Genomic DNA, 25,728 nt, shown 5'->3' on the forward strand with positions numbered 1-25,728 from the left:
TCAGCCTACCGCGCCTTCGAGCGACACTTCCAGAAGCTTTTTCGCCTCGACGGCAAACTCCATCGGCAGCTCGCGGAAAACCTGCTTGCAGAAGCCGTCGACGATCATCGATACGGCGTCTTCCTCGCTGATACCGCGGGCGCGGCAGTAGAACATCTGGTCGTCGGAAATTTTCGACGTGGTCGCCTCGTGCTCGACGATAGCGGTGGGATTTTTCACTTCCATATACGGGAAGGTGTGCGCGCCGCACTGCTTGCCGATCAGCAGGCTGTCGCACTGGGTGTAGTTGCGTGCGCCGTCGGCACCCTTCTCCATCTTGACCAGGCCGCGATAGCTGTTGGAGCTGCGTCCGGCGCTGATGCCCTTGGCGACGATCTTCGACTTGGTGTGCTTGCCGATATGGATCATCTTGGTGCCGGTGTCGGCCTGCTGATGATGATGCGTCAGCGCCACCGAGTAGAACTCGCCCACCGAACGATCGCCGCGCAGCACACAGCTCGGATATTTCCACGTCACCGCCGAACCGGTTTCCACCTGGGTCCAGGAAATTTTCGAGTCGTCGCCGCGACAATCGCCGCGCTTGGTCACGAAGTTGTAGATACCGCCGACGCCGTTTTCGTCGCCGGGATACCAGTTCTGCACGGTCGAGTATTTGATCTGCGCCTTCTCCAGCGCGACCAGTTCGACCACCGCCGCATGCAGCTGATTCTCATCGCGCTTGGGCGCGGTGCAGCCTTCCAGATACGACACGTGGCTGCCTTCTTCGGCCACGATCAGGGTGCGTTCGAACTGGCCCGTGTTCTGCGCATTGATGCGAAAATACGTGCTCAGCTCCATCGGGCAGCGCACGCCCTTGGGGATAAAGACAAAGCTGCCGTCGGAGAACACGGCGGAGTTGAGCGCGGCGAAAAAGTTGTCGCCGGTCGGCACCACGCTGCCCAGATACTGCCGCACCAGTTCGGGATGTTCGCGAATCGCTTCGCTCATCGAACAGAAGATCACGCCGGCCGCCGCCAGCTCCTTGCGGAACGTGGTACCGACCGACACCGAGTCGAACACCGCGTCCACCGCCACCCCGGCCAGCTTGGCGCGCTCGTGCAGCGGCACGCCGAGCTTCTCGTACATTTCCAGCAGTTTCGGATCGACTTCATCGAGCGATTTCAGGCCGGCCTTGGGCGCGGCGTAATAGCTCAGCGCCTGGTAGTCGACCGGCTCGATCTTCAGCTTGGCCCAGTCCGGCGTCGGCATGGTCAGCCAGTGGCGATAGGCGTCGAGGCGCCAGTCGGTCATCCACTCCGGCTCGCGCTTGATCGCGGAGAGCTGGCGGATGATGTCCTCGCTCAGGCCGGGCGGCAGGCTGGTCATCTCGATATCGGTGACGAAACCGGCCGAGTAGCTGCGGCCTAGCGCCTCGGCCACATCGGCGTTGTCGCGCAGCGCTGTGCTGGTGCTGTCGTTGGTCATGGTCTGGTTCATTCGGTAGTGACGCCGCCGGAGTTTGACCGGACAGCCGCGGTATCGGCGACCGTTGCGGCAATCCGCCGGGGTGCTGTTTTTTTGGGCGACGGCGGGTTGCTCAGATCGACAACCGGCAGGCGCGTTTTGAGCATGTCGGCCAGGCTAACCGCGCGCAGCGCGCTGTCCAGCACGCTGTTGACCTGCTGCCAGCTGCCGCGCACGCCGCACTGCGATTCGCGATCGCAATGGCCTTCGGCCAGACTGCACTCGGTCATGCCGATCGGGCCTTCCAGTGCCTCCACGATCTCGGCCAGCGAAATATCCGCGGCCGACCGCGCCAGCCGATAACCGCCGTTGACGCCACGAAACGACTCGACCAGCGAGGCGTGCCCGAGCGCTTTCAGCAGCTTGCTCACCGTCGGCAGCTCCAGCCGGGTTTCGTCGGCGATCTGCCCCGTGGTGAGCACATCATGCGGATGCGCTGCGATGCAGGTCATCACGACGGTGGCGTAATCGGTGAGTCGGCTGACGCGTAACATCGGAGCGCTCTGGCCTGAGTAACTGTAATCGGGACTAAAATGGTACTGATTCGACCCACTGGCGTCAATCCAAGCCGGCGCCCGGCCCTTTTCAAACGCACCAATGACAGGCAATGACCGACTGCATTGCACGATTTTAGTGCAGCCCATCCTTGAGGCATTGCCCCCATCCTCGCCATGCAGCGACACAGCAGCTGAAGCGGCATGGCATGCATCGTGCTGACTGCAACCATCACAGCGCGAGAACCCACTATGAAATGGATCACGGCGATCATCAAACCGTTCACGCTGGACGATGTGCGCGAGGCGCTCAGCGAAGCCGGCGTGCAGGGCATGACGGTAACCGAGGTGAAAGGCTTCGGCCGCCAGCACGGTCACACCGAGCTGTATCGCGGCGCCGAATACGTGGTCGATTTCCTGCCCAAGCTGAAAATCGAAGTGGCGGTGGCGGACGACCGGCTCGATCACGCCATCGAGGCGATCACCGGGGCCGCACGCACCGGCAAGATCGGCGACGGCAAGATTTTTGTCGCCGAACTCGAACAGGCGGTGCGCATCCGCACGCAAGAAGTCGATGGGGATGCGCTGTAGAAATCCGCGAGAACGGCAACGGCTCTAGCCGCCTTGCCGACTACGGCCTCACTGCGGTGACCTCGATCTCGACCAGCGCCGCCGGAACCACCAGCGCGGCCACCTGCACCGCCGAACGCGACGGCAGGTTCGGCTGCGCCTTGGTACCGAAGAACTGCGTATAGCCGTCCATAAAGCCGGCGAAGTCGAGCTTGTCGCCTTTATTCTTGTCGGCTACCAGGAACACCTGCATCTTCACCACGTCGCCCATGCTCAGATGCATGCTTTCCAGCTGCTTCTTGATATGGGCCAAGGCCGAGATCGTCTGCGTCTTGGTATCACCCATCGACGCGGGCGCACCGTTCGAAGCGCTGGCATCCTTCGGCATCTGCCCCATCTGGCCGCTGAGATAGACCATGGTCTTGCCGGCCGGCACTTCGACCGCTGCCGAGATGGGGAACGTGCTGTCGGGCAGCTTGTAACGGATCACGTCGGAGGCGCTGGCGACGATCGGCAGCGTGCACAGCAGCAGGGGCAGAACGGTGCGGGAAAAGCGATGCATGGGATGTCCTTGTAAGTGAATGCCGCTGATGAAATCGAAAGATCTACGGATGCAGCGCCTTGACCTCGGCCGCCGTGATGGTGTCCTTGTAGTCGTTGCCGAAGTGCGTGCGGATGTAGTTGATCACGCTGGCGATCTGCTCGTCGGTCAGCCAGACCGGATCGATAAACGACTCCCGCTCGCTGTCGCCTGGATCTTTGGGCGCGAACGCGGGCATGTTGCGGCGGCCGTGCAAGATGGTCAGCGCCATGTACGACGCGGATGACATCGTGGGATTGTGCGCAAATGCCGGATAGTGCCCCGCACCGATCGCCCCCTGCCCGTTCGGCATGTGGCAGCCCTGGCAGAGATGCGCGTAGATCTGTGCGCCGCTGTCGGTCTTCAGCGAGGCGTCGTTGCGAATACCTGCGCTGTCGGCGAAGGCCTGCGTGCTGGTCAGCAAAAGCAGGGCAGCGAATGCGATGAATTTTGCCGTTATGGCGTCGATGTTTTTCATGCCGTCGCTCCCGCCGCGGCGCGTCGATGCAGCCGACCGATCGCGTCCAGCGCCGAGGTGACCGCGCCCTCCTGCCACGCCGGCAGGCACGACGCGTGCTCACCGGCCAGCACGATGCGCCCATCGAACTGGCACAGGTTGTCGTAATGGTCGGCGCGCGCCTGCTCCGACCACTGGGCGAAACAACCGAGGGTAAAGGGCGAGCGATGCCAGGCCACCGCCATGCCGTTGTCAAACTCTTTCGGATACTGCGGGTGAATCTTGCTGCCCTGTTCAAGCGCGCGTTGGATGCGTTCGGCCGGCGACATCGCGGTGAACTCCATCGCATCCAGGCCCCAGATATACGCACCCAGCAACACGCCCTTGCCACCACTGAAATAGCCCGTGCTCGGGTAGCTGATATTGGTGATCGCCTGGTCGGTATAAGTGATGCCGCCGTAGATCTGATCGTCCTCTTCCCAGAAGCGCCGCTTGAACTGCAGGCCGACCTTCACCGCCGCCGCGTACGGCACGGCGGCAATGGCTTCGGCCATCGCCTGCCCTACGTTCATCGGAATCTGACCGAGGATCGACAGCGGCAGCGTGCACACGCACCAGTCGGCGCTCGCCGTGTGCTTGACGCCCGGTGCCGTGGTGTCTTCATACATCGCGGTGACGCCGCGCTCGTCCTGCTGGATCGCCGTGACCTTGGCGTTGTAGCGGATCAGCGGCCCCAGCTCGCGCGCGAAGGCCTGACCGATCACCCCCATGCCGCCGACCGGTTGGAACAGCGTGGTCTGCATCTCGTAGTTGTCGCCCACCGGCAAGCCTTGCCAAAGCCGTGAATCGAGGACGTCCTTCAGCGCAAACGGTTCGGAAGCAATCGGGTGACCGCTCAAACCGCCGCCAGGATCTTTTTCGTAGCCGCGCCGGTTGCTGCTCAGCTCGCCTTTGGCATAAGCGTAGTTCTTGTCGAGCGCGCCCCAGCTGCGCAGGGAGTGCAGCAGTTTTTCCTGATCCTCCTTGCTGACCAGCGCATCGAGCTGATTCGCCTGCGTGGTCTTGGCCAGCAGCTCGGCGACGTGGCCCTGATAGTCGGCTTTGACCGCACGAAAGCGCTGCGGCTTGCCGTCGAATCCTTTCGTGCTGTGCAGATAGGCGTTGTAGTTGACCTGCACAAACGCTTCCAGCGGCACGCCGAGCTGCTTGCAGTAGTGCAGGATGCCGTGATGATGGTAGGGCAATCGCCAGGGGCCGGGGTTGATATACAGACCCTTGTCGAAACCGCAGTGCTGGGTCGCGCCGCCGAGCTCGGTGTAGGTATCGCCGCCGCGCAGCGTCCAGTTGCGGCCACCGGCGCGCGCGTTGTATTCGAGCACCTGCACCTTGTAGCCGGCTTCGCGCAATTCGTACGCGGCAACCAAGCCGGCGATGCCGGCGCCAAGCACCAGCACCGAAGAACCCTTCGGCGCTTGACCGAGTTTGATCGGCGCCTTGTACGGCGATTGCGCCGCAAAACCCAGTCCACTCATCGCCTGATACATCGTTGCGCTGCCGGCGGTCATGCCGATCATGCGCAGCAGCTGGCGCCGGGTCATCGAGAAACCACGATCGCTTTCGCCCATTCAACTCCCCTCGTTGATTGCCCCGGAGGCCGTGCCTGCATGGCCTCATGTCGTCGAATGCGCGCTGCGCGCTCCCCTCGCTTCGTGCTCCAAACCGATCGCTATGTCGTTATAACTACCACAGGCTGCTGCGCCGCACCAATGCGAGCGTCATCGCCATGCCGCTCACGCTGGTCGGCACAAACCATTAAGCTGACGTGCCGTCCGCCAGTATGAGTTTCATGGAACCGCACGATCGCGCCGCCGCCCGCCTGGCCTGGACCCGGGCCACCTTGCACGATGATTCGCTGACGCTCGAATCCGCCTCGGCCGACGCCAGCTTCCGCAGCTACTGGCGCACGCATCACCAGGGCCGCAGCTGGATCGTGATGGACTCGCCGCCCGCGCTTGAAGATCCGCGCCCATGGCTGGCGCTCGGCGCGAAACTCGCTGCCGCCGGCGTGCACGTACCGGCGGTTCACGCGCACGATTTGCAGCAGGGTTTTCTGCTGATCGAGGACCTGGGCCATCGGTTGTATCTATCCGAATTGCGCGACGACAACGCGGACGCGCTGTATGGCGCCGCCATGGATGCACTGCAGCGCATGCAGGAGCGCGTCGACACCGCCGACTTGCCGCGCTTCGATCGTGCGCTCGTGCTGCAGGGCCTGGAGATCATGCCCGTCTGGTTTCTCGAACGGCATCTCGGAAGCGCGCCCGACGCCGCCGAACGGACAACGCTGGACGCCGCGTTCGAGCTTATCGCACGCAATCACGAAGAGCAGCCGCACGGTTTCGTGCACCGGGATTTTCACAGCCGCAATCTGCTGGTGATCGAATCCGACGACGCGCCAGAAAATATCGGCGACCGACTCGATCATCCTGGGATTATTGCGTCTGAGCTCCTAAGCCCTGGGATTATCGACTTCCAGGGCGCCCTCCACGGCCCGCTGACCTACGACCTCGCCTCGCTGCTGCGCGACGCCTATATCGTGTGGCCACACGCGCGCGTCGATGCCTGGGTCGAGTCCTACCGTCAGCGCCTAGTGGCCGCTGGACGCATCGACAGCAGCGTGGATCGGGCACGCTTTCTGCGCTGGTTCGACCTGACCGGGCTGCAGCGCCATCTGCGCGTGCTCGGCCAGTTCTATCGGCTGTGGTATCGCGACGGCAAAGCGGGCTACCTGGCCGACGTGCCGCGCGTCTACGACTACGTGATCGGCGTGGCGAATCGTTATCCCGAACTCGCCGACCTCGCGGCGTTGCTGCAGCGACGTGTCGGCCAGCGCGACCTGCGCACGGCGAACGACTGATGAGACATGCGCTGATCTTTGCCGCCGGCCTCGGCGAACGCATGCGTCCACTCACCGACCGCACGCCGAAGCCGCTGTTGCCGGTCGGCGGCAAACCGCTGATCGAGTGGCATCTGGAAAAGCTCGCCGCTGCTGGCGTGCACTACGTGGTGATCAACACCTCGCATCTGGCCGATCAATTTCCCGACGCGCTGGGCGACGGTTCGCGCTGGGGCTTGCGCATCCGCTACGCCTACGAAGGGCCAACGCCGCTGGAAACCGGCGGCGGCATGCTCAACGCGTTGCCCTTGCTGGGAAGCGAACCGTTTATCGCGATCAGTGCGGACATCTGGAGCGCGTACGACTACGCCACGCTGCCGGTCGAGCCGGCAGGCCACGCGCATCTGGTGATGGTACCCAACCCATCCTGGTATCCGCGGGGCGATTTCGTGTTGCAGCAGAACAAGCTGCACGCCGATGGCGACGGTGAACGCCTGACTTTCGGCAACATCGGTGTCTACCGCCCGGCACTGGTTCGCGGCCATGCCCAAGGACGCTTCAAGCTTCTACCGCTCTACCAGCAGGCCATGCGCGAGCAGCAGCTCGCCGGCGAACGCTACGACGGTGACTGGTGGAATGTCGGCAATCCGCAGCAGCTCGCCGAACTGGATGCCCATTTGCGCGGCTGACCCGGCACCGGCCTCCACCGCGACCACGTTCCGACACACGTCGACGGAGGTCGCGCGCATCAGTATCCCGCTAACGGGACGACTTCGGTCCTATCGCTTGGACAATCGGTGAAATCGTCGGCAGCGACGGCAACGATGCACCCGGCGCTACGGCGTCAGCTGGTGGGTGGGTCAGAGGAATAATCACCGACACCGGCTCGATCGCCGGAGTCCGGTTCCCCATACGCTGCGGCGGCGCGGCGTTTGGCGCGGCCGGGGCGGCAGTGGGCGCGGCATTCAGTCCCGCCGTCTCCGGCGAGGAGGCCGCGTCGGATGCCTCCTTGTTCATCACGATCAGGCTGATGCGGCGATTGAACGGCGCATCCGGATGCTGCTGGTCGAATGGCACGGAGTCGGCCAGTCCCACGACGCGCGCGACCTTGTCCACCGCCATGCCGCCGGATAACAGGGCGCGGCGCGCCGCATTGGCGCGATCGGCTGAGAGCTCCCAGTTGCCGTACTCACCGTCCCGGCTGTACGGCGTATTGTCGGTATGGCCCGAAATGCTGATCTTGTTCGGCACCTTGTTCACGAAGCCGGCCAGCTCGCGCAGAATCATCTCGCTGTAGGGCTTCATGTGATCGCTGGCGGTATCGAACATCGGCCGGTTCAATTTATCGACGATCTGGATGCGCAATCCTTCCGACGTGATATCGAGCAACAGCTGGTCCTTGAACGGCGCCAGTGCCTGGCTTTTCTGGATAGCCGCGTTCATCTGCGCCATCAGCTCTTCCAGCCGCGCCATGTCCTGAGCCCTGACGCGCTTCGAAATCTCCTGCGGCGATTTGTCGTTGCTGCTGGCCGCCGGTGCCGGTCCACTGTGCCGATCCTTGCCATGACCGTGCGACATATCCATCCCGCCGCCAAGCTTGATCGGGCTGTCGCTGGCGCCACCAGGGCCGGCCCGCCCGGGTGGCGCGATGGTCGCAGTTCCCGGTGTCATGCTCGGGTTCTTGAAATACTCGGAGATGGCCGCTTTCTGTTCGCGCGTACCCTGTCCCAGGATCCACATCACCAAAAAGAAAGCCATCATCGCGGTCATGAAATCCGCATAGGCCACCTTCCATTCACCGCCATGGTGCACGCCGTGCACGCGTTTGATTTTGCGCACGATGATGGAGGGCTGGCTATCGTGCTCGCTCATGCGCGTGTGCCCGCCCGGTCGCCCTTGAGGTGCTCATCGAAATCCTGAAAAGTCGGACGGCTCTGCGACGACAGCGCCTTGCGCGCAAACTCCACCGATACCTTGGGGTTGTAGGCACGCAGGTTGGCGATCAGTGCGACCTTGACGCACTCGAACGCCTTGCCGTCCTCGTTCGTGCGGTTCTCCATGGCCGAGGCCAGCGGCCCGACGAAACCATAGCAAAGCAGAATGCCGACGAAGGTGCCCACCAGTGCGCCGGCGATGTGCTCGCCAATGGCCGAGGTGTCGCCATTGAGCGACGACATGGTGGTGACGATGCCGAGTACGGCAGCGACGATGCCGAAACCCGGCAACGCGTCGCCCAATCGATTGATGGCCTTCGACGGCGCCAGTGCATCGTGATGATGGGTTTCCAGCTCGTAGTCCAGCAGCGGCTCGAGCTCCTGCGCATTCATGCTGCCGCTGACCATCAGGCGCAGGCAATCGGTGATGAAGTCGATCAGATGATGTTCCCGGATCAATCGCGGGTAGGCGGAAAATATCGGACTCGCATGCGGATCTTCGATATGTTCTTCAAGGCTGAGCAGGCCGCCTTTACGCATCGCGTTGAAAATATCGTAGAGCAGCGACAGCAGGTCTATGTAGTCCTCGCGCTTGTAGCGCGGCCCCTTGAAGAGACCCAGCAACTCGGAGCCTGCCGTCTTGACGATCTTCAATGGGTTCGCGATCAGAAAAGCGCCCAATGCCCCGCCGCAGATGATCAGCATCTCGTACGGCTGCCATAAGGCGAGCAAGTGACCGTGGGAAGCCAGATAGCCGCCAATGACACAACCCAAGACGACCAGCGTCCCGACAATAACCAGCATGATGCACTGCCCCGAAAACGGAAAAGTCCGTTTTTTCTTACCAAGGACTTATCGGCTAGCGCGACCACAAGTTGAGGAGAATGCTGCGTTTGCAGCAACCACTTTCCAGGCCGCGATCCGGGCGCTGAAACGACGAAGGCCCGGCTTGCGCCGGGCCTTCGTGATGTCCCGCAACGCGTTGCCTATCAGGGCCGACGCGCCAGCTCCGGGTTCTCGCGGGTCACCGGCATCAGATCCTTTTTCGACACGCCCAGCCACAGCAGGATCGGGCTGGCCACGAAGATCGACGACAGCGTACCGACCAGAATGCCGATCAGCATGGTCACGGCAAAACCGTGCACCGCGGTGCCGCCGAAAAAGAACAGCGCGGCCATGGTGATGCTGGTAAACAGCGAGGTGATGATGGTTCGCGACAACGTATTGTTGATCGAGCGGTTGAGAATTTCTTCCGGTTCGGCCTTGCGCGCCAGGCGGAACAGCTCGCGGATACGATCGAACACCACTACCTTGTCGTTGATCGAATAACCGATCACCGCCAGCACGGAGGCCAGCACGGTCATGTCGAACTCGCGCTGCACCAGGGCCAGGATGCCCAACGTCACCAGCACGTCGTGAAACTCGGTCACGATGGCAGCGAAGGCGAAGCGGCGCTCGAAGCGAATGCCCAGGTAGAAGCCGATGCCCAGCACCACGAAAAGCGCCGCCCACAGGCCATCGCTGCGCAGCTCCGCACCGACTTCGGCACTGACGAAGTCCTTGCTCTTCACCTTCGCATCCGAACGCGCCGCCTGCAGCATCTTGATAACGTCGGCGGATATGCGATCGAGGTTGACCTTGCCATCGGCCTGGACCGAGGCCGGATCGTCCTTGGGTTGCATGCGGATCGACACTTCGCGCGTACCGCCCAGGCTCTGCACGATCGGATTCTCGACGCCGCCCTTGGCCAGCGCAGCGCGCACGTCGTTGATCTGCACCGGCTGATCGTAGTCCACGACCAGCGACACGCCGCCGTTGAAATCCAGGCCGTAGTTGAGGCCCTTGGTCGCGATCAGCACTATCGAGGCAATCATCAGAAACGCGGCAATCGCGATGCTGAACTTGCGCATGCCGAGGAAGTTGACGTTGCTGTTGTGATTGAAAATTTCCATTGCGATTCCTCAGACCGACAGCGTCTTGAGCTTGCGGTGGCCGTGGATCAGCGCAGTAAACGCGTGGGTCAACGTTACCGAGGTGAACAGCGAGGTCAGGATGCCGATCATCAACGTCACGCCGAAGCCCCTGATCGCGCCGGTACCCATGGTGGTCAGCGCCAGCGCGGCGATCAGATGGGTGACGTTGGCATCGAGAATCGTGGCCCAGGCTTTTTCATAACCTGCGCGGATCGACGCGTGCGGACTCGAACCGTTACGCAGCTCCTCGCGGATGCGTTCGCAGATCAGCACGTTCGCATCGATGGCCATGCCCAGCGTCAGCACGATACCGGCGATGCCGGGCATGGTCAGCGTGACGCCGATCAGCGACATCACCGCCACCAGGATTACCAGGTTGAAGAACAGCGCAATATCGGCCACCAGGCCGAACAGCTTGTAGTAAATCGCGGCGGCCAGCAGCACCAGGCCCAGGCCCAGCATCACCGCCATAAAGCCCTTGTTGATATTGTCCGCGCCCAGGCTGGCACCGATCACACCCTCTTCGACGATATCGACCGGCGCGGCAAGCGCACCGCCCTTGAGCAGCAGCGCAAGATCGGAAGCATCTTTCAAGCTGGCCAAACCGTTGGTCTCGAACTGCCGGCTGAAAGGGCTGGAGATGGTCGCGTCGTTGATCACCGACTCGGTGTCTTTGGACGTGCGCACTTCCTTGCCGTCGACGATCTTGGTTTCGGTGACGCGCTCGACGTAGACCACCGCCATCGGCTTGCCGACGTTGGCGTTGGTGAAGTCGCCCATCTTCTTGGCGCCCGCGGCGTTCAACGTCACGCTGACGTTCGGCGTGCCGTTGCGCGTATCGGTGCCCGACGCCGCATCGACCAGCTGGCTGCCGGTGACGATCACGCGTTTGCTGACCAGGACCGGGGTGCGGGTGTCACGCATGTAATAGAGGTTGGCGTCTGGTGGAATGCTGCCCGTGCGCATCGCTTCCTGCGCCTGCGGGTCGCCGGGAAAGCCGATGCCCGCGCGGTATTCCAGCGTGGCGGTGGCGCCGATCAGCTTCTTGGCTTCGGTCGCATCTTGCACGCCGGCCAGTTCCACCACGATGCGGCTGTCGCCCTGCTGCTGGATCAGAGGCTCGGACACGCCGAGCGCATTGATGCGGTTGCGCAGCGTGCTGAGGTTCTGCTGGATCGCGCTGCGCGAGAGGTCGCGCAGCTTGTCTGGCTTGATCACCGCGTTGAGCAGAAAGCGATCGCCCGTACTGCTGCCGTTGGACACGATGATGTCGGTGAATTCGTTGGCGATCGCGTCGGACGCCTTGCTGCGATCGTCGGCCGAACGCAGAATCACGGCGATGCCCTGACCGGCGACCGGGTTGCGTGCCACCGACTCGTAGCGAATGTTCTTCTGCTGCAGCAGCGCGCGGATATCGTCGGCATAGCTGGTTTCCTGCTTGTCGACGATGCCGCTCTGATCCACCTGCATCAGAAAGTGCACGCCGCCCTGCAGATCCAGGCCCAGCGGCATCGAGCGCGCGCCGATCGCGCGCAGCCAGCCCGGCACGGTCGACTGCAGCTTGAATGCGGTGGAGTAACCGTCGCCCAGGGCCGTCTTGATCGCATCGGCGGCGCTTTTCTGCGTATCGCCATTGCCGAAGGTGGCGATCAGGTTGTCGCCCTGCACACTCACGCTGGTGGCAGCGATGTGCTGCGCCGCGAGCGCCGCGGTCACCTTCTGCTGAATCGACTGATCGATCGGCGCGCTGCCGCGGTTGGCGCTGACCTGCACGGCGGCCACCGGGAAAAAGGCGTTCGGCAAGGCGTAGAGGACGCCGAACAACATCACTATCGCGACCAGCGCGTATTTCCAGCGGGGAAAATCACTCATGCCTTGCATCCATCAGATAGCGTCCATCGAAGCCGCAGCAACCAGCCGGCGGTGTTAGCGAACATCGGAAAACATCCCGTGAAAAGCAGCCCCCAAAGCGGCCGGACCGAAGCCCGGCATCCGTCGATCAGACGGACTTCAGCGAACCCTTGGGCAGCACCTGCGACACCGAACCCTTCTGCACCTTGACCACCACATTGGTGGCGATTTCGACGCTGATAAAAGTTTCACCGACCTCGTCGATACGGCCGGCAATGCCGCCATTGGTCACCACTTCGTCGCCCTTGGCCAGCGCCGACAGCATGGTGCGCAGCTCTTTCTGACGCTTCATCTGCGGGCGGATCATCAGAAAATAGAACACGCCAAACAGCACGATGATCGGCAGAAAGGTCAGGATCGGATTGCCTGCGGCAGGCGCGACAGCGGGCGCAGCCTGGGCAAGCACGAACGGGATCGAAAACGTCATTGGGTCTGTCTCGCAAGTGGTGGCGCAGCCCGAGAAGTCAGCTGCCGCCGGTCAAAGATCAACGATTATGCCATGCACCCCCCAGCCGTGCACGGCTGGGGCGCCTCGGTACCGGGCACGGACCGGGTAACGGCGGAACCTTCCAGCCCAGCGGGCGCTCGCCGGACGGAGCCTTTCCCTGCGACTCGTACCAACCGCAAAAGTTCGCCAGGCATGAGCGCCCAGCGGTTCGTCTACGCGACGGTCGGGCGGCGTCTGGCGTAGAACTCGGCCGTGAACGCGTCCAGCGTACCGCCGGCAATGGCCTCGCGCAGGCCGGCCATCAGTCGCTGGTAGTAGCGCAGGTTGTGCATGGTGGCGAGCTGGCTGCCCAGAATCTCATTGCAGCGATCCAGGTGGCGCAGATAGGCGCGGCTGAAGCCGCCGGCGCAGGCGTAGCAGTCGCAGCCCTCCTCGATCACCCGGGTGTCCAGCGAATATTTGGCGTTGCGGATGCGCAGCGTGCCCTCGGCGGTGAACAGAAAGCCGTTGCGGGCGTTGCGGGTGGGCATGACGCAGTCGAACATGTCGATACCGCGACGCACCGCCTCGACGATATCCTCCGGCCTACCCACGCCCATCAAATAGCGCGGCTTGTCCTGCGGCAACAGCGGCACTGTGAAATCCAGCGCGTGGTTGCGCTCGGCCTCCGGCTCGCCGACGGCCAGGCCGCCGACGGCATAGCCGTCGAAGCCGATGTCGATCAGACCTTCGGCGGAGCGGGTGCGCAGGTTTTCGTAGACGCTGCCCTGCACGATGCCGAACAGCGCATTACGCGGCTTTGAGCCGGCACGTTGCAGATCATCGAAGCCGCGGCGCGACCGCTCGGCCCAGCGCAGGCTCAGCTCCATCGAGTCGCTGGCGACCTTTTCCGTCGCCGGATACGGCGTGCACTCGTCGAAAATCATCGCGATGTCCGAATCCAGCGTGGTCTGGATCTGCATCGACACTTCGGGCGACAGGAACACTTTCGAGCCGTCCACCGGCGAGGCGAAAGTCACGCCCTCCTCGGTGATCTTGCGCTTGTGTGCCAACGAAAAAACCTGAAAGCCGCCCGAGTCGGTGAGGATGGGTTTATCCCAGCCGATGAATTTGTGCAGGCCGCCGAACTGCTCGACGATCTCCAGCCCCGGCCGCAGAAACAGGTGAAAAGTATTGCCGAGAATGATTTCCGCGCCGATGTCATTGACGTCGCGCGGCGTCATCGCCTTCACCGAGCCATAAGTGCCGACGGGCATGAAGGCCGGCGTTTCCACCGTGCCGCGGTCGAACGTGAGGCGGCCGCGGCGGGCCGCGCCGTCGGTGGCGAAAAGCGCAAAAGTCATGGAGGTCATCCGACCCATTATACGGGGCCGCCGTAGCCGGGCGACCGACCAGCACTCAGCGTCAGGCCGGGCGCTTCATCGCAAAGCGGTCGCGCGTGGTCGAATACCAGCTGCCGCTGAGGCGCCCGACCAGATCGAGCTTGGCCGGATCGACGTACCGCTCATCGGCCATCACCGCGTCGTCGATATGCGCCAGCAGCACGCGGGAAAAGATCAGAAACTGGCGCGGATGTTCCGCCGGGTACGGAATCACTTCGGCCAGCGTGCACTCGAACGCCACCGACGCGGCAGCGATGCGCGGCGGCTTCACCCGCACGCTGGGCAACGTGGCGATGCCGACCGCGTCGAACTCGCTGTCGTCGTGCGGCAGCGTCGCCGCGGTGGCGTTCATATGCTCCGACTCGGCCTTGCTGACCAGATGGATCACCAGCTCGCCGATGTCTTGCGCGTTGCGCAGGGTGTCTTTCAACTCACCGTTGGCGCGCAGACCGACGTTGACCATCAGCGTCGCCGGATCGTCGCAGATCACCTGGAAAAAACTGAAGGGCGCCAGGTTGGTGATGCCGTTGGCGGACACCGTGGACACCCAAGCGATCGGCCGCGGCGTCACCGTCGACGACAGCCAGCGGTAGGATTCGGCGGCGTCGAGCTGGCTGAAATCAAGCTGCATGGTGTTTCCTGCTCATTCGGTTCGAAGATCAGAGCCGCGCGCTCTGATGAAGGACTGTCGCGCCATTGTGCATACGGCACGTCGACAGCGCGTTGGCGAGCGCCGATAGTGACGCCAATTCTTCCGGGAGCACCCCATGAAAAAACTGACAGCTATGTGCATGGCGTTCACCGCAGCGCTGTTTTGGTTCGGCACCTCGCTGGCCGACCCACCCGACAACGGCTGGCTCAGCGCGGCGGAAGTCACGCAAAAGCTCGACGCGCAGGGTTTCAAGCATGTGCAGGCCCTTCAGGCCGTGCACGGCCACTGGGAGGGCGAGGCGTTCCAGAACGGCCAGTTGGTCAAGTTCCACGCCGACGCCAAAACTGGTCAGGTGACGTTTGAAAAAGCCAAGGACAACGCCAGAGGCAACAACTGACGCGTCGACTTACCTGCCCTTCGGCAGAATCAGCATCGCGTCGCCGTAGGAGAAAAAGCGATAACGCTGCGCCACCGCATGGCGGTAGGACTCCAGGATGAACTCGCGTCCTGCCAGCGCTGATACCAGCATCAGCAGGGTCGACTGCGGCAGATGGAAATTGGTCACCAGCGCATCGACGCTGGTGATGCGGTAGCCGGGGAAGATGAAGATCTGGGTTTCGCCCGCAAATGGCTGAAGTTCGCCATCGCGGGTCGCACTCTCCAGCGCGCGCACCACCGTGGTGCCCACGGCCACGACGCGACCGCCCGCGGCGCGCGTGCGGCGGATCTTTTCCACCAGCGCCGCGCCGACGTTGAGCCACTCGCGATGCATCACATGATCGCGCACGTCGTCAGCGCGCATCGGCTGAAACGTGCCGGCGCCCACGTGCAGGGTTACGTAGCCAAAGTCGACGCCCTTGTCGCGCAGCGTCGCCAGCATCGCCTCGTCGAAATGCAGGCCGGCGGTGGGCGCCGCCACTGCACCGGGCTCGCGCGCGTACACCGTCTGATAGCGCTCCATGTCGCTGGCGTCAGCATGCCGCTCGATGTATGGCGGCAGCGGCATCTCGCCCAGCTTCAGCAGCAGCTTTTCCAGCGGCTCGGGCGATTCGAAGCGCAGCCTAAAGAACGCATCGTCCCGCCCCAGCACGGTGGCAAAGCTGCCGTCGGCCAGCTCGATCCGTGCGCCCTCTTTCGGCTTTTTGCTGACGCCTAGCTGCACCGTGGCCTCGTGCGCGCCGGTGACGCGCTCGATCAAAATCTCCACCGCGCCGCCCGTGCCTTTGCGCCCGTATAGACGCGCCGGCAGCACGCGGGTGTCGTTGAACACCAGCAGATCGCCCGGCTGTAAAAAGTCGGGCAGCTCGCGAAACAGGCGATCCTCGCGCGTGCCGTTCTGCGCATCGAGCAGCAGCAAGCGGCTGGCCGAGCGCTCGGCCAGCGGCGCTTGCGCGATCAGCTCGGGCGGTAACTCAAAATCGAAATCGGACTTCTTCACGGTATGGACATTCTCGGGGCCGCTGCCGCTGGCAAAAAGGCGACGCTACGTCGATGACGAAGCGTTTGCAGCGCGCCATTATCGCGCAGCCGAAGCCTCTCGTCTTTTGCCCGCCCGCTCAGGCCGTCGCGCGACGGCGGCGACGGCGCAACCACCAGCCGACCAAGCCGCCCAGCACTAACACGGAGGCGACAATTTCGACCGGCAGCCAATGCCGAATGAAGTGCCTGGCCTTGACGAAGCGTTGATGCCGCAACAGCTGCCGCGCGCGGTCGAAATCCGGCGCTTCGCAGTCGGCGCCGAAATTGTCGTTCCACTTCACGTAGGCGCCCTGCTTGATGTAACGCTGGTAATAGGTTTCCACGCGACGCTGCGCTTCCGACGGTCCGGTCGGCTTGGTGTCGCTATATCCCTGATAGTGGTCGTCGTAATCGGGCGGACCTTCGCGCATCCAGCTGGCCGCTTTGCACAGCACGGCCGCGAAAGCTTGCGAGCGCGGCGGCAGCAGGTCGGCCGCGGCAACCGCCTCGTCGGCGGCGATATAGCGATAATGAAAACGCCAGTTGAGCTTGGCCGCGCTGTCGGCAAAGCGCTGGCGTTCGCCGTCGGTGACAAAGGCCTGTTTCAGGTCGGCGGCCGAGTGTCCGCTGCCACCCTGAAGGCCACCGCCGTTGTCTGCGTAATCGGGGCCCTGCTCGAAGCCGAGCAGCTCCATGCCGTTTTCGCGGGCGATCACGGCGGCAGCATAGCGCGCCTGCGCCTTGCCGATATCGGTCCAGGCGGTGTCGGCATGATGAAGGTCGCTGGCATACTCGCTCGCCTTGGCGCGCAAATCGACGGTGCCGAAACGCGGGTCGCCGCTGGCCGGAAAATATGCCTGCGCCTCGTCGTAACGCTTCGCCCGCATCAGCCGGCGCGCCAGCAGCCAGCGCAGGTTGTCGGCCAACGTGCCCGAGCCGTATTGGTGATCCTTGTCCTTGCTCGGGGCGGGCACGGGCGTCTCGGCAGCATGCGCGTCGACAAAAGCCTTCAGTTCGTCGATGGTGAGCACGCGCTCGGCGACATAAAACGTGTCGTTGCCGTAGCCGATGCCGCCATCCTCGTCGGTATACGTATTACCGTCGCCGCCGGCGCGACTGGCCGCAGCATAGAGATGATCCATCGCCTCGACGTATTCACCGCGCGCTAGCGCCAGCACGCCCTGCTCCCCGCCTATCTGCAGCACGTTACTCGGCTCGATGGCTGCCTTCGGATCGTTCGCGGTGGGAAAGGCTTTGGCGGCCTGCGCATAGGCAGCCGCGGCGGCGGCAAGATCGCCCTTGTGCAAAGCGAGTTTGGCGTCGACCCAGCTGGCCAACGGGCCCGGCGCCTTGGCCGCCAACGTTGCCGCCAGGTCATAGCGCCCACTGCCATAGGCCAGCGCAGCCAGACGGTCGGCGCCAGCGACATGATCGAGACCCTGCTTTTCGATGGCCTGCACCAACGCCGGCAATACCGGATTGGGCTTGGCCGAGGCGCTCGTTGTCGCGTCGCTATCCGCGCCGTCGCCTACGCGGGCGAGCGCATAGGCCACCAGCAGGCGCTGCGAAAGCGGGCCGTCCACGAGCGCGGCAGCGCGGTCATCGTCGCGCAGCACGTTATTGGCGAGGGTGGCCAGCGACTGCACGGCGCTGTCCGAACCGTGCCCGGCCTGCGCCGCGTAAAGCGCGATCGCGTGCTTGAGGTCGGCCACGGCGATGCCTGTGCCGCAGTCGTTATCGTCGACGTAGAGACTGGCCCAGCTGCACTGCTGTTTGCCGTTATACAGATACAGCCGCGCCTCCTCGCCGAAGCTGGAGACGGCCAGGCCTTGCGTATCCGTAGCGCCGGCAACGGCGCGAGTGCGCGCCAGCTGAAACGCCTTGGCGGCGGCATCGCGCTCGCGCTTGAACGCCGCCGCGTCGTTGACCGCGGCATTGGCGCGCTGCGCATGGATACGGCCCAGCGAATAAGCCGCCCACACCGAGCGCAGCGTCGCCTGATCTGGCGGCAGCGCCAGCACTTTCTCGAAGCTGGCGATGGCCAGATCCATTTTTGCCTGATCGGGTTTGTCGCACGCGGTGGTCGCGGCGGTGGTCGCGGCGGTCGCCGCCGTGGTGGACTCGGCGGGTTTCGACGCCGCGGCACACGCTTGATTGGCGGCGGCGTAATCCACTGCGCCGGCCACATACAGGCGCAGATCCTCGGGCAGATCCTTGCCATCGTCATATGCCTTGCTGCCGTCCGCCGACTGCCGCAGCGCCAGCAAGCGCTGCCACTGCGCCGCCGTCAGACCTTGCGAGGCAGCGTCGTCGGCGGGCTTGGGCGCGTCGTAGGGCGACACGTCCGATTCGTGCGCCTGCAGCTTGTCGGTGGCGGGCAGCAGATGCGCCGCCTCCCAGGCAAAGCTGTTTTGCGGCGTGGCCTTCAACGTGGCATCGCGATGATCAAGCAGCTGGGTAGGGAAATCCGGGCCGCACGCCCACACGGCGCCAGCGGTAATCGCGGCGACAGCGCACACCACCCAAATCCCGTTACGGCTCCACATGCGGCTGTACTCCCTCTGTGGCGCAGCGCGCCCACCCTATGACTCTTTGGCTGTGCGCCCGCAGCAACCCCGGCTGCAGGCGTTCGATGCGTAGTGTGTCGCGGCCAGCGCTCAGTGCATAGCCGTTGATGCCGTCGGTCAGCGTGCAACTCTTGGGCAGCACCACCGCCCCAGGCAGCGGCTGGTCCAGCTCGCCAGGATTTTTCAGAGCTAGGTCGAGCGTACCCGCCGTACTGCCGGGCCGCGCGTTGGCCGTCACCTCGCCATGCAAGGGCTGCTGCTGCATGACAGCCAGCCACGTCGGCAGGCTCCATGCACGGTCGTCACTAGCGATGGGCAGCCGGAACCAGACGATACCCGCCAGGTGAGCCGGCGGATCGTGCTGCAGCCGCGCGAGAAACGCGGCTACCTCCTGCGGTGTGGCGAGCAGCTCCCGGCTATCGTCGCCGGCATCCAGCACGCCGGCTTCGCTCTGCACGCTGACCAAATGGCCCTGGGTATCCCAGCTCACGCGGGAGCCATACGTCGGCAACGCTACGCGAAACGGTTTGTCGCCGCGTTGCGCGTAGTCGTCCACCCAACGCATCGCGAGCGCACCGTCGAACAGCCCCGCGCGCGGATTGCGCACGGCATGCACCTGCAGCACGGACTCATCCACTTGCGCCAGCACGGTCGCGAGGTCAGGCGAATGCAGCCACGCCGGCAATGCGGTGATCGACAGCGTCAGGCCTGGCAGCGACGACCGCAGTGCAGCGAGGTAGTGCGCATAGGCCGGCAGCCTCGCCGTGCCGCAGTCGTGGTCGATCTCCAGCCCAGCGAGGCGGATACCGCGCCCCTGCCAACCGTTCCAGAGCGCCATGGTATCGGCCAGCAGCAACGCCTCGTTCCACTGTACCAATTGGCCGTCTATACGCACGACCATAACGACCGGCTTGCCGCTGCTCGACAGCGCGGAAATATCCGGATGAAACACCTGCAGCCGCCCGGCGCGATCGGTCTGCGCCGCCAGTACGCGCCACTGGCGGATATCGGCGGCACTGTCATGCATCGCCTGCGCCACGGCCGGCGTCCATACGCGCTGCCAGATGTAGGCGTCGTTGGTCAGCGCGCTGGACGGGTGGCTGCAAGCCACCAGCCCCATCGAGGCGACCAAGAGCGCCGTGCGAAAAAACGCTGCGAGGCGAAACCGGATAACGATCATCAACCCCATGCCCCTGCACCGCCGTGCGATGTGAAGCCCATTCTAGCCATCCTTGGCTAGTCACTCATCCACTGGCATGAGAGTCCGCGCAGCGGATTTTCATGCCCAAAAAAACGCCGCTCACGAGGGGCGGCGCCGCTTGCTGCAAACCCGGCGAGCACCCGGGCCTCATCCCTTCACGCAGAGCACCTGACGCAAGGTGTGAACCACCTCGACCAGATCGGTCTGTGCCGCCATCACGGCGTCGATCGACTTGTACGCCGCCGGCGACTCGTCGATCACCGCCGCGTCCTTGCGGCATTCGACATGCGCCGTCGCTTCACGATGCTGAGCCAGCGTGATCTGCTGACGCGCCGCGGTACGACTCATCACACGACCCGCACCGTGGCTGCAGCTGTGGAAGCTGTCGGCATTGCCCTTGCCGCGCACGATGTAGCTGCACGTCCCCATGCTGCCCGGAATGATGCCCAGCTCGCCCTCGCGCGCACTGACCGCTCCCTTGCGGGTCACCAGCAGTGCGTCGCCGCCGTGCGTCTCCTTCTGCACGTAGTTGTGATGGCAGTTCACCGCCATCTTGGCGAGCTGGAATGCGGGCAGGCGGTGACGCATTTCCGCCAGCACCCGCGACATCATCGCCTCACGATTGGCGCGGGCGTAATCCTGCGCCCAGGACACCGCTTCGACGTAGTCATCGAACAGCGCCTCGCCTTCCATGAAGAACGCCAGATCCTTGTCCGGCAGATGGAAACCCAGCACGCGATGCGCCAGCTGCTCGCGCGCCCTCTCGATGAAGTAGCTGCCGATGAGGTTGCCGGTGCCGCGCGAACCCGAGTGCAGCATCACCCACACGGCGTCGGACTCATCCAGACACACCTCGATGAAGTGATTGCCGCCGCCGAGCGTGCCGATCTGCTTGTCGACCTTATCGGTGCGGATCTTGCGGTGCTTGGCCTTGATCAGCTCCAGCCTGGCAACCAGCCCGGACTGCGCCAGCCGCGTTTCGATGCTGTCGGGCATGCGCCCGTGATCGCCGCCGCGGCCGTTGCCGACCGGCACACCACGCTCGATGCTCGAACGCAGTTGCGCCAGACTGTCGGGCAGGTCCTTCGCCGTCAGCGTGGTCCGCACCGCGGCCATACCGCAGCCGATATCGACACCGACAGCGGCGGGAATGATGGCGCCTTCGGTCGGCACAACGGAACCTACCGTCGCGCCCTTGCCCAAGTGCACGTCCGGCATCACCGCAACCCACGGGCCGACGAACGGCAGCGCGGCGATGTTGCGCAGCTGCTGCCTGGCGGAATCCTCCAGCGGCACGCCGTGCACCCAGCCCTTGATCGGCGTGGTGCTGCCTTCGGCGTGCAGCAGTTCATAGTTTTGCTTCACCATGATTCTTCCTCGCATGACTCTTTCCTTGCATGATTCTTTCCTTGAATGAAATCGTGGGGATCGCGTCCGTGCGATCGCCACGCGGTGTTTACTTCAGACTGACCAGCTGGTTCAGCACGCCATCCAGGCCGCCGAACACGGTCAGCTTGTCGATCTTCTCGGTGACCTTTTCCAGCGCCTCCAGCTCCTTGAGCCGCATGAGGGTCGGGCTCTCCTCGATCAGACGCGCGGTGTTGAGCAGCGAACGGGTGGCATTCGACTCCTCGCGACGACGGATGACGTTGGCCTGGGCCGCCTTCTCCGCCTGCACGACGCTGTTGAGGATGGTCTTCATCTCGCCTGGCAGGATCACGTCCTTTACGCCGACACCGAGCACCTCCAGGCCCAGCTCGCTGACGCGGCCACGCACGTAGGCAAAGATGTCCGCATCCAGCGAAGCCTTGTCGCCGAGCAGTTCGTCCAGCGTTTTGTCCGAGACGGCCTTGCGCAAACCGTACTGCAGCTCGCGATACAGGTAGTCGCCGTACTTGGCCACCTTGGTCCGCGCCGCGACCGGGTCGATCACGCGCAGGCTGGCGGCCAGGTTCACCCGCAGGCTGACCTTGTCGCGCGTCAACAGCTCCTGACCCGACACCTCCAGCGACTGCACGCGCAGCTCGATCACCTCGGCCGCCACGTTCTTCTGGAAATTCCAGAAGGCGTAGGCACCGGGCGCCAGCGTACGCAGCAGCTTGCTGTCGACGAACAGCAGGCCCGCCGACTCCACCGGCACATCCACCGTCACCGCCACCTTGGCCAGCAGGCTGAGCTGACGCAAACGACTGGCGACGCGCGCATCGACCTCCAGCGAATCGACTAGCGATACCGCCTGTATCTCGACCGGCACCAGACCCTTCCAATACAGCTTGCGGGTACCGGGTGCGAGCACATCCTCCAGCTTGCCGTTCTTCAGCACCAGGCCGACTTGCAAGGTACCGATGTCGGCCACCACGAAGCATTCGGCCAGCGGGCCGTCCATTTGCGCCATCAGCACATCGGCATCCGCACCGACGTACTCGGGCTTGGCAAAGTTGTGGACGGTCACGGCCACGCGGTTGCGCGGATCGAAGATCCGGTACACGCCCGCAGGCAGTACGCGCTCGAAACGACGGTTGCGATACAGCAAACCGCGCTCGCCGTCGCCGATCACGATTTGCTTGAGCCAGAACATGATGATTCTCCTTTTGGTGATTCTAGTTTCGATCCGATAGATAATCCGTAAGCGCCGCCGGATCGTTACGGCGCATACGTCGATTTGATAATAGTTAGATCCACGCAGGGATCTCCCTTTCGGGATAATCGATTCGCTATTAATAACGAATTGATAAAAAATAAAGTGGAAACGCCTCCCAACGTCAACGGAGCGAAACCTGCGTGCATTCACGGGGAATCGGTTATCTCGCCGGAAGCCTGCGATATTCCTCAGAGGCATCCGTCGCGATACCCGATCGCCCGGTTTCAGGACGTGGGTCCGGCTCCACCTCCGCTGCCCTGCAACGCATATCGCCCTCCATGGCGTGTATGCCCTGCAACGCACGAGGCGTTTCCTGGTCGGAACTTTCGTTCCTGGTGTCATGACGTGACATGTCATGGTGTTGGAGCGGGAGTCGAACCCGCGACAGTCGGTTTCTTAGGACCGATGCTCTACCCATCTGAGCTATCCAGTGGTTGACGTGCCGGAGTCGAACCGGCGACCAGCAACCGCGAGGCTGCCGCTCTACCTCTGAGCTAACGTCAGCTTTCGGAACACCGCCTGACAGGGTCTGGCATACGCTATCGGCATGGCCGAGCGCACCGGATGGGGGTTGAACCCATACCGCGGGAACCTGCTGTTTCGGCGCTCCGTATTGCCGGCCGTCGCCAACCGGCAATACATGTGGACAAACACGCCGCTAATCCGGCTGCACTCGTCCTATTCGGTGAATCCGATTCCCGCACAGCCCGCGCCGAAGCATCGGGACGCAGCGCACAGGCGCCCGTCGCAGCTGCGCCCCTGCCTCAGCTGGGAACAGCCGGATGCTTCAGGGCGAAACGTATTCCATAAACGTTGGTCGATTCACGACTTTCCTTGCGAACGCCAAAAACAAAACGCCCCCGGGTAGCGACCCGAGGGCGTTTCGCGTTGCCTCGGGAGATCGGGGTGACCGATCTCCACGAGTGGAATCAGTCTGGTGAGTGAACGAAATCTTTTCCTGCCACATGTTCCGGGCGCACGCGCCGGCCACCGTCACGCATTAGCGGCGACGTATTTGGCTGGACAACAATGGCGAGATGGAATGACATGAATAGATGACTCGGTTATCGTCGGGAGTGGCGAGGTGACGGAGAATACGCGCGTTTATTTTCAATCGCAAGCGTTTTTATAAATAAATTCGATTTATTTAGTCCGGATTATTTATAGCCAGCCTTTCTGCCGCGCCATGCGATACGCCTCGATGCGATTGGCCACGCCGAGTTTGCCGATGGCTTCGGAGAGGTAGTTGCGCACGGTGCCGTGCGACAGGTTCAACTGGGTGGCGATATCGCAGGCCGACTGGCCCTCGCCGGCGAGACGCAGCACCTGGCGCTCGCGGTCGTTGAGCGGGTCGGCCTCGGACCAGGCTTCCAGCGCCAGCTGGGGATCGATGGCGCGGCCGCCGCGATGCACGCTGCGCAGCGCTTCGGCCAAGTTTTCGGCAGGCGCGTCCTTCAATAGATAACCGCCCACGCCGGCATCCAGCGCGCGGCGCAGAAAGCCCGGGCGCGCGAAGGTAGTGACGATGATCACTTTGATCGGCAGCGCGTGCCGCTGGATGCGCTGCGCCAGCTCCAGCCCCGTAAGGCCGGGCATTTCGATGTCGGTCACCAGCACGTCGGGCTTCAGCCGCTGCAGTTCGCGCCAGGCGATTTCGCCGTCGGCGGCCGAACCCAGCACCTCGATATCGGATTCCAGGTTTAGCAGTGCAAACAGCGCGCCGCGCACCATCGCCTGATCTTCGGCAAGCAGAACGCGGATCATGCGACCACCTCGTCGAGGGATAAAAGCACAGCAACAGGCGATCGATTCATACGGCAGGATTTCCGGATGCGTTGGTGTTCAATGTCGGCCCCAGCGAGAGATCCGATGGCGCGCGCGAGGTTTCGACCAGCCGAAGAATCGGCACGGGAGCCACGATGCGAAGCTTGGTGCCGTGGCCGCGGGGCGACTCGATGGTGAGCGTGGCGCCCAGCGCGCGAACGCGTTCGCGCATACCGCACAGGCCATTGCCATCGCTGCTGATGCCGCCGCGGCCATTGTCGCTGATCAGCATGCGCACGCTGGCATGCTCGCGGATGATTTCGATTTTCGCGGCGCTGGCTTCGGCATGGCGCGCGATATTGGTGGCGGCCTCGCGCACGATCAGCGAAAAGCCGCGCTCGATGTCCGCCGGCAGATCGGTCGGCAGATCGCCGTAATCGAAATGCACGCGCGAGGATTCCAGCAGCAGTCGCGCCGATGCCAGTTCAGCGGCCAGATCCGTGGCGCGAATGCCGCTGACCGCGCTGCGCACCTCGGCCAGCGCGTGGCGCGCCACTTTTTCGGCCTCTTCCATCTCGCGCCGCGCCGCTTCGCTATCGCGATCGAACAGCTTGCGCGAGAGCTCCAGTTTCAAAGTGATCAGCGACAGTGTGTGACCCAGCAGATCGTGCAGATCTCGGCCGATGCGCTCGCGCTCAGCCAGGCCGGCGAGGCGGCGAACCTCCTCGTGAGAGAGCTGCAGTTCGGCGTCCTTCGCTTCGTTGGTGCGTTCAACGCTGATAATCATGCCGATGATGAAAGTGGTCAGCGGCATCCACACAATCGCTTGCCACGGATAATGAAGAAACCACGCTTCAAGCAGGATCACCGCATTGAGACCCGCGAGCACCACTAGATAACGCCGCATACTCATGCGGCAGCTGATCATCATCACGCAGCTGTAAACGAAGTAAACCAGACCGCTTGGATACCATGGCAACAACAGCATGCACATGGCGAGCAGCGACACCGCATAGGCGGGGGCTTCCCGACGTGATACCAGATGAGACTTCGCGTACAGCAAAAGAAAGACGGGGTAGCTGAGAAGCGTAAGAGCAGCCCAAAGCCAAGTGAAGTGATCGAAGACCGGCGTGATGAAAATCCACGCCGACCAAAGCAAGTGAACGGAATCCACCCAAGGCGACTTGCCCTTGCGCACGCTGCCCGCTACCAGCGAATCGGGCGCCGGCCTAAACCATTCACGCAGCCACTCGGACATTCCCCGCGCCTCCATCGGTGCGTCGTTATCTGACATGCT

23 protein-coding genes and 1 tRNA gene are annotated in these 25,728 nt (G+C 63.4%); 4 read left to right on the top strand and 20 right to left on the bottom strand.

What is annotated here, in order from left to right:
* Both sufB and HDE76_RS09285 read right to left on the bottom strand, forming a co-directional pair.
* Positions 1 to 1,464, bottom strand: a complete 1,464-nt coding sequence (sufB, locus tag HDE76_RS09280) for a Fe-S cluster assembly protein SufB (RefSeq protein WP_179479465.1) — start codon at positions 1,462 to 1,464, stop codon at positions 1 to 3.
* An 8-nt stretch (positions 1,465 to 1,472) separates the two neighbouring features.
* Positions 1,473 to 1,997 (bottom strand): SUF system Fe-S cluster assembly regulator, encoded by a 525-nt coding sequence (locus HDE76_RS09285; protein ID WP_179479463.1) that lies wholly within the window; start codon positions 1,995 to 1,997, stop codon positions 1,473 to 1,475.
* Between the two features lie 252 nt (positions 1,998 to 2,249).
* On the opposite strand from HDE76_RS09285, the gene HDE76_RS09290 reads away from it, so the two are divergent.
* Positions 2,250 to 2,588 carry a P-II family nitrogen regulator gene (locus HDE76_RS09290; RefSeq protein WP_179479461.1) on the top strand — a complete coding sequence of 113 codons (339 nt, stop codon included), beginning with the start codon at positions 2,250 to 2,252 and terminating at the stop codon, positions 2,586 to 2,588.
* A 40-nt stretch (positions 2,589 to 2,628) separates the two neighbouring features.
* Here HDE76_RS09290 and HDE76_RS09295 read toward each other — a convergent pair whose 3' ends face one another.
* From HDE76_RS09295 to HDE76_RS09305, 3 genes are read right to left on the bottom strand one after another with little or no spacing between them, the layout of a single operon-like run.
* Positions 2,629 to 3,129, bottom strand: a complete 501-nt coding sequence (locus tag HDE76_RS09295) for a RidA family protein (RefSeq protein WP_179479459.1) — start codon at positions 3,127 to 3,129, stop codon at positions 2,629 to 2,631.
* Between the two features lie 43 nt (positions 3,130 to 3,172).
* The gene (locus HDE76_RS09300; RefSeq protein ID WP_179479457.1) at positions 3,173 to 3,625 is read right to left on the bottom strand and encodes a cytochrome c; all 453 of its coding nucleotides are present in this window, start codon (positions 3,623 to 3,625) and stop codon (positions 3,173 to 3,175) included.
* Positions 3,622 to 5,202 (bottom strand): flavin monoamine oxidase family protein, encoded by a 1,581-nt coding sequence (locus tag HDE76_RS09305; protein ID WP_184507711.1) that lies wholly within the window; start codon positions 5,200 to 5,202, stop codon positions 3,622 to 3,624. The genes HDE76_RS09300 and HDE76_RS09305 overlap by 4 nt, the downstream gene beginning before the upstream one ends.
* Before the next feature lie 248 nt (positions 5,203 to 5,450).
* Between HDE76_RS09305 and HDE76_RS09310 the strand changes: the two genes are divergently transcribed.
* Positions 5,451 to 6,521, top strand: coding sequence for a phosphotransferase (locus HDE76_RS09310; RefSeq protein WP_184506936.1), 1,071 nt, complete (start codon positions 5,451 to 5,453; stop codon positions 6,519 to 6,521).
* Positions 6,521 to 7,189, top strand: coding sequence for an N-acetylmuramate alpha-1-phosphate uridylyltransferase MurU (murU, locus tag HDE76_RS09315; protein WP_179479453.1), 669 nt, complete (start codon positions 6,521 to 6,523; stop codon positions 7,187 to 7,189). The genes HDE76_RS09310 and murU overlap by 1 nt, the downstream gene beginning before the upstream one ends.
* A 70-nt stretch (positions 7,190 to 7,259) precedes the next feature.
* On the opposite strand, the gene motB is transcribed toward murU, so the two are convergent.
* The 7 genes from motB to HDE76_RS09350 form a co-directional block, all read right to left on the bottom strand.
* A complete protein-coding gene (gene motB, locus HDE76_RS09320; protein ID WP_179479451.1) occupies positions 7,260 to 8,372 on the bottom strand; it encodes a flagellar motor protein MotB in 1,113 nt (370 codons plus the stop codon).
* Entirely contained in the window at positions 8,369 to 9,238 is an 870-nt protein-coding gene (gene motA / locus HDE76_RS09325; protein WP_179479449.1) for a flagellar motor stator protein MotA, read from the bottom strand. The genes motB and motA overlap by 4 nt, the downstream gene beginning before the upstream one ends.
* A 185-nt stretch (positions 9,239 to 9,423) precedes the next feature.
* Positions 9,424 to 10,386, bottom strand: coding sequence for a protein translocase subunit SecF (secF, locus tag HDE76_RS09330; RefSeq protein ID WP_179479447.1), 963 nt, complete (start codon positions 10,384 to 10,386; stop codon positions 9,424 to 9,426).
* Positions 10,387 to 10,395: 9 nt separating this feature from the next.
* Positions 10,396 to 12,279: a protein translocase subunit SecD gene (secD, locus tag HDE76_RS09335; RefSeq protein ID WP_179479445.1), complete on the bottom strand. Its 1,884-nt coding sequence runs from the start codon at positions 12,277 to 12,279 to the stop codon at positions 10,396 to 10,398.
* A gap of 127 nt (positions 12,280 to 12,406) precedes the next feature.
* The gene (yajC, locus tag HDE76_RS09340) at positions 12,407 to 12,745 is read right to left on the bottom strand and encodes a preprotein translocase subunit YajC (protein WP_179479443.1); all 339 of its coding nucleotides are present in this window, start codon (positions 12,743 to 12,745) and stop codon (positions 12,407 to 12,409) included.
* A 233-nt stretch (positions 12,746 to 12,978) separates the two neighbouring features.
* The gene (gene tgt / locus HDE76_RS09345; protein WP_184506939.1) at positions 12,979 to 14,118 is read right to left on the bottom strand and encodes a tRNA guanosine(34) transglycosylase Tgt; all 1,140 of its coding nucleotides are present in this window, start codon (positions 14,116 to 14,118) and stop codon (positions 12,979 to 12,981) included.
* Between the two features lie 52 nt (positions 14,119 to 14,170).
* A complete protein-coding gene (locus HDE76_RS09350) occupies positions 14,171 to 14,779 on the bottom strand; it encodes a flavin reductase family protein (RefSeq protein WP_184506942.1) in 609 nt (202 codons plus the stop codon).
* Between the two features lie 136 nt (positions 14,780 to 14,915).
* Here HDE76_RS09350 and HDE76_RS09355 point away from each other — a divergent pair, with 136 nt between their 5' ends.
* Positions 14,916 to 15,197 carry a PepSY domain-containing protein gene (locus tag HDE76_RS09355; RefSeq protein WP_184506946.1) on the top strand — a complete coding sequence of 94 codons (282 nt, stop codon included), beginning with the start codon at positions 14,916 to 14,918 and terminating at the stop codon, positions 15,195 to 15,197.
* Positions 15,198 to 15,206: 9 nt separating this feature from the next.
* Here the strand turns inward: HDE76_RS09355 and queA are convergent, their stop codons facing one another.
* The 8 genes from queA to HDE76_RS09395 form a co-directional block, all read right to left on the bottom strand.
* The gene (queA, locus tag HDE76_RS09360; protein WP_184506949.1) at positions 15,207 to 16,238 is read right to left on the bottom strand and encodes a tRNA preQ1(34) S-adenosylmethionine ribosyltransferase-isomerase QueA; all 1,032 of its coding nucleotides are present in this window, start codon (positions 16,236 to 16,238) and stop codon (positions 15,207 to 15,209) included.
* Positions 16,239 to 16,356: 118 nt separating this feature from the next.
* Positions 16,357 to 18,804 carry a hypothetical protein gene (locus tag HDE76_RS09365; protein WP_184506952.1) on the bottom strand — a complete coding sequence of 816 codons (2,448 nt, stop codon included), beginning with the start codon at positions 18,802 to 18,804 and terminating at the stop codon, positions 16,357 to 16,359.
* Positions 18,791 to 20,014, bottom strand: a complete 1,224-nt coding sequence (locus HDE76_RS09370) for a DUF3142 domain-containing protein (RefSeq protein ID WP_184506955.1) — start codon at positions 20,012 to 20,014, stop codon at positions 18,791 to 18,793. The genes HDE76_RS09365 and HDE76_RS09370 overlap by 14 nt, the downstream gene beginning before the upstream one ends.
* A 159-nt stretch (positions 20,015 to 20,173) precedes the next feature.
* Positions 20,174 to 21,397, bottom strand: a complete 1,224-nt coding sequence (locus HDE76_RS09375; protein WP_184507714.1) for an RtcB family protein — start codon at positions 21,395 to 21,397, stop codon at positions 20,174 to 20,176.
* Between the two features lie 85 nt (positions 21,398 to 21,482).
* Entirely contained in the window at positions 21,483 to 22,604 is a 1,122-nt protein-coding gene (locus tag HDE76_RS09380; protein WP_184506957.1) for a slipin family protein, read from the bottom strand.
* Positions 22,605 to 23,098: 494 nt separating this feature from the next.
* Positions 23,099 to 23,170, bottom strand: a tRNA-OTHER gene (locus tag HDE76_RS09385).
* Positions 23,171 to 23,828: 658 nt separating this feature from the next.
* Entirely contained in the window at positions 23,829 to 24,431 is a 603-nt protein-coding gene (locus tag HDE76_RS09390; protein WP_184506961.1) for a response regulator transcription factor, read from the bottom strand.
* A 46-nt stretch (positions 24,432 to 24,477) separates the two neighbouring features.
* Positions 24,478 to 25,725 (bottom strand): sensor histidine kinase, encoded by a 1,248-nt coding sequence (locus HDE76_RS09395; protein WP_255481524.1) that lies wholly within the window; start codon positions 25,723 to 25,725, stop codon positions 24,478 to 24,480.
* Positions 25,726 to 25,728: the final 3 nt, after the last annotated feature.

The organism is Rhodanobacter sp. ANJX3 (assembly GCF_014200755.1).
Taxonomy (GTDB): domain Bacteria; phylum Pseudomonadota; class Gammaproteobacteria; order Xanthomonadales; family Rhodanobacteraceae; genus Rhodanobacter.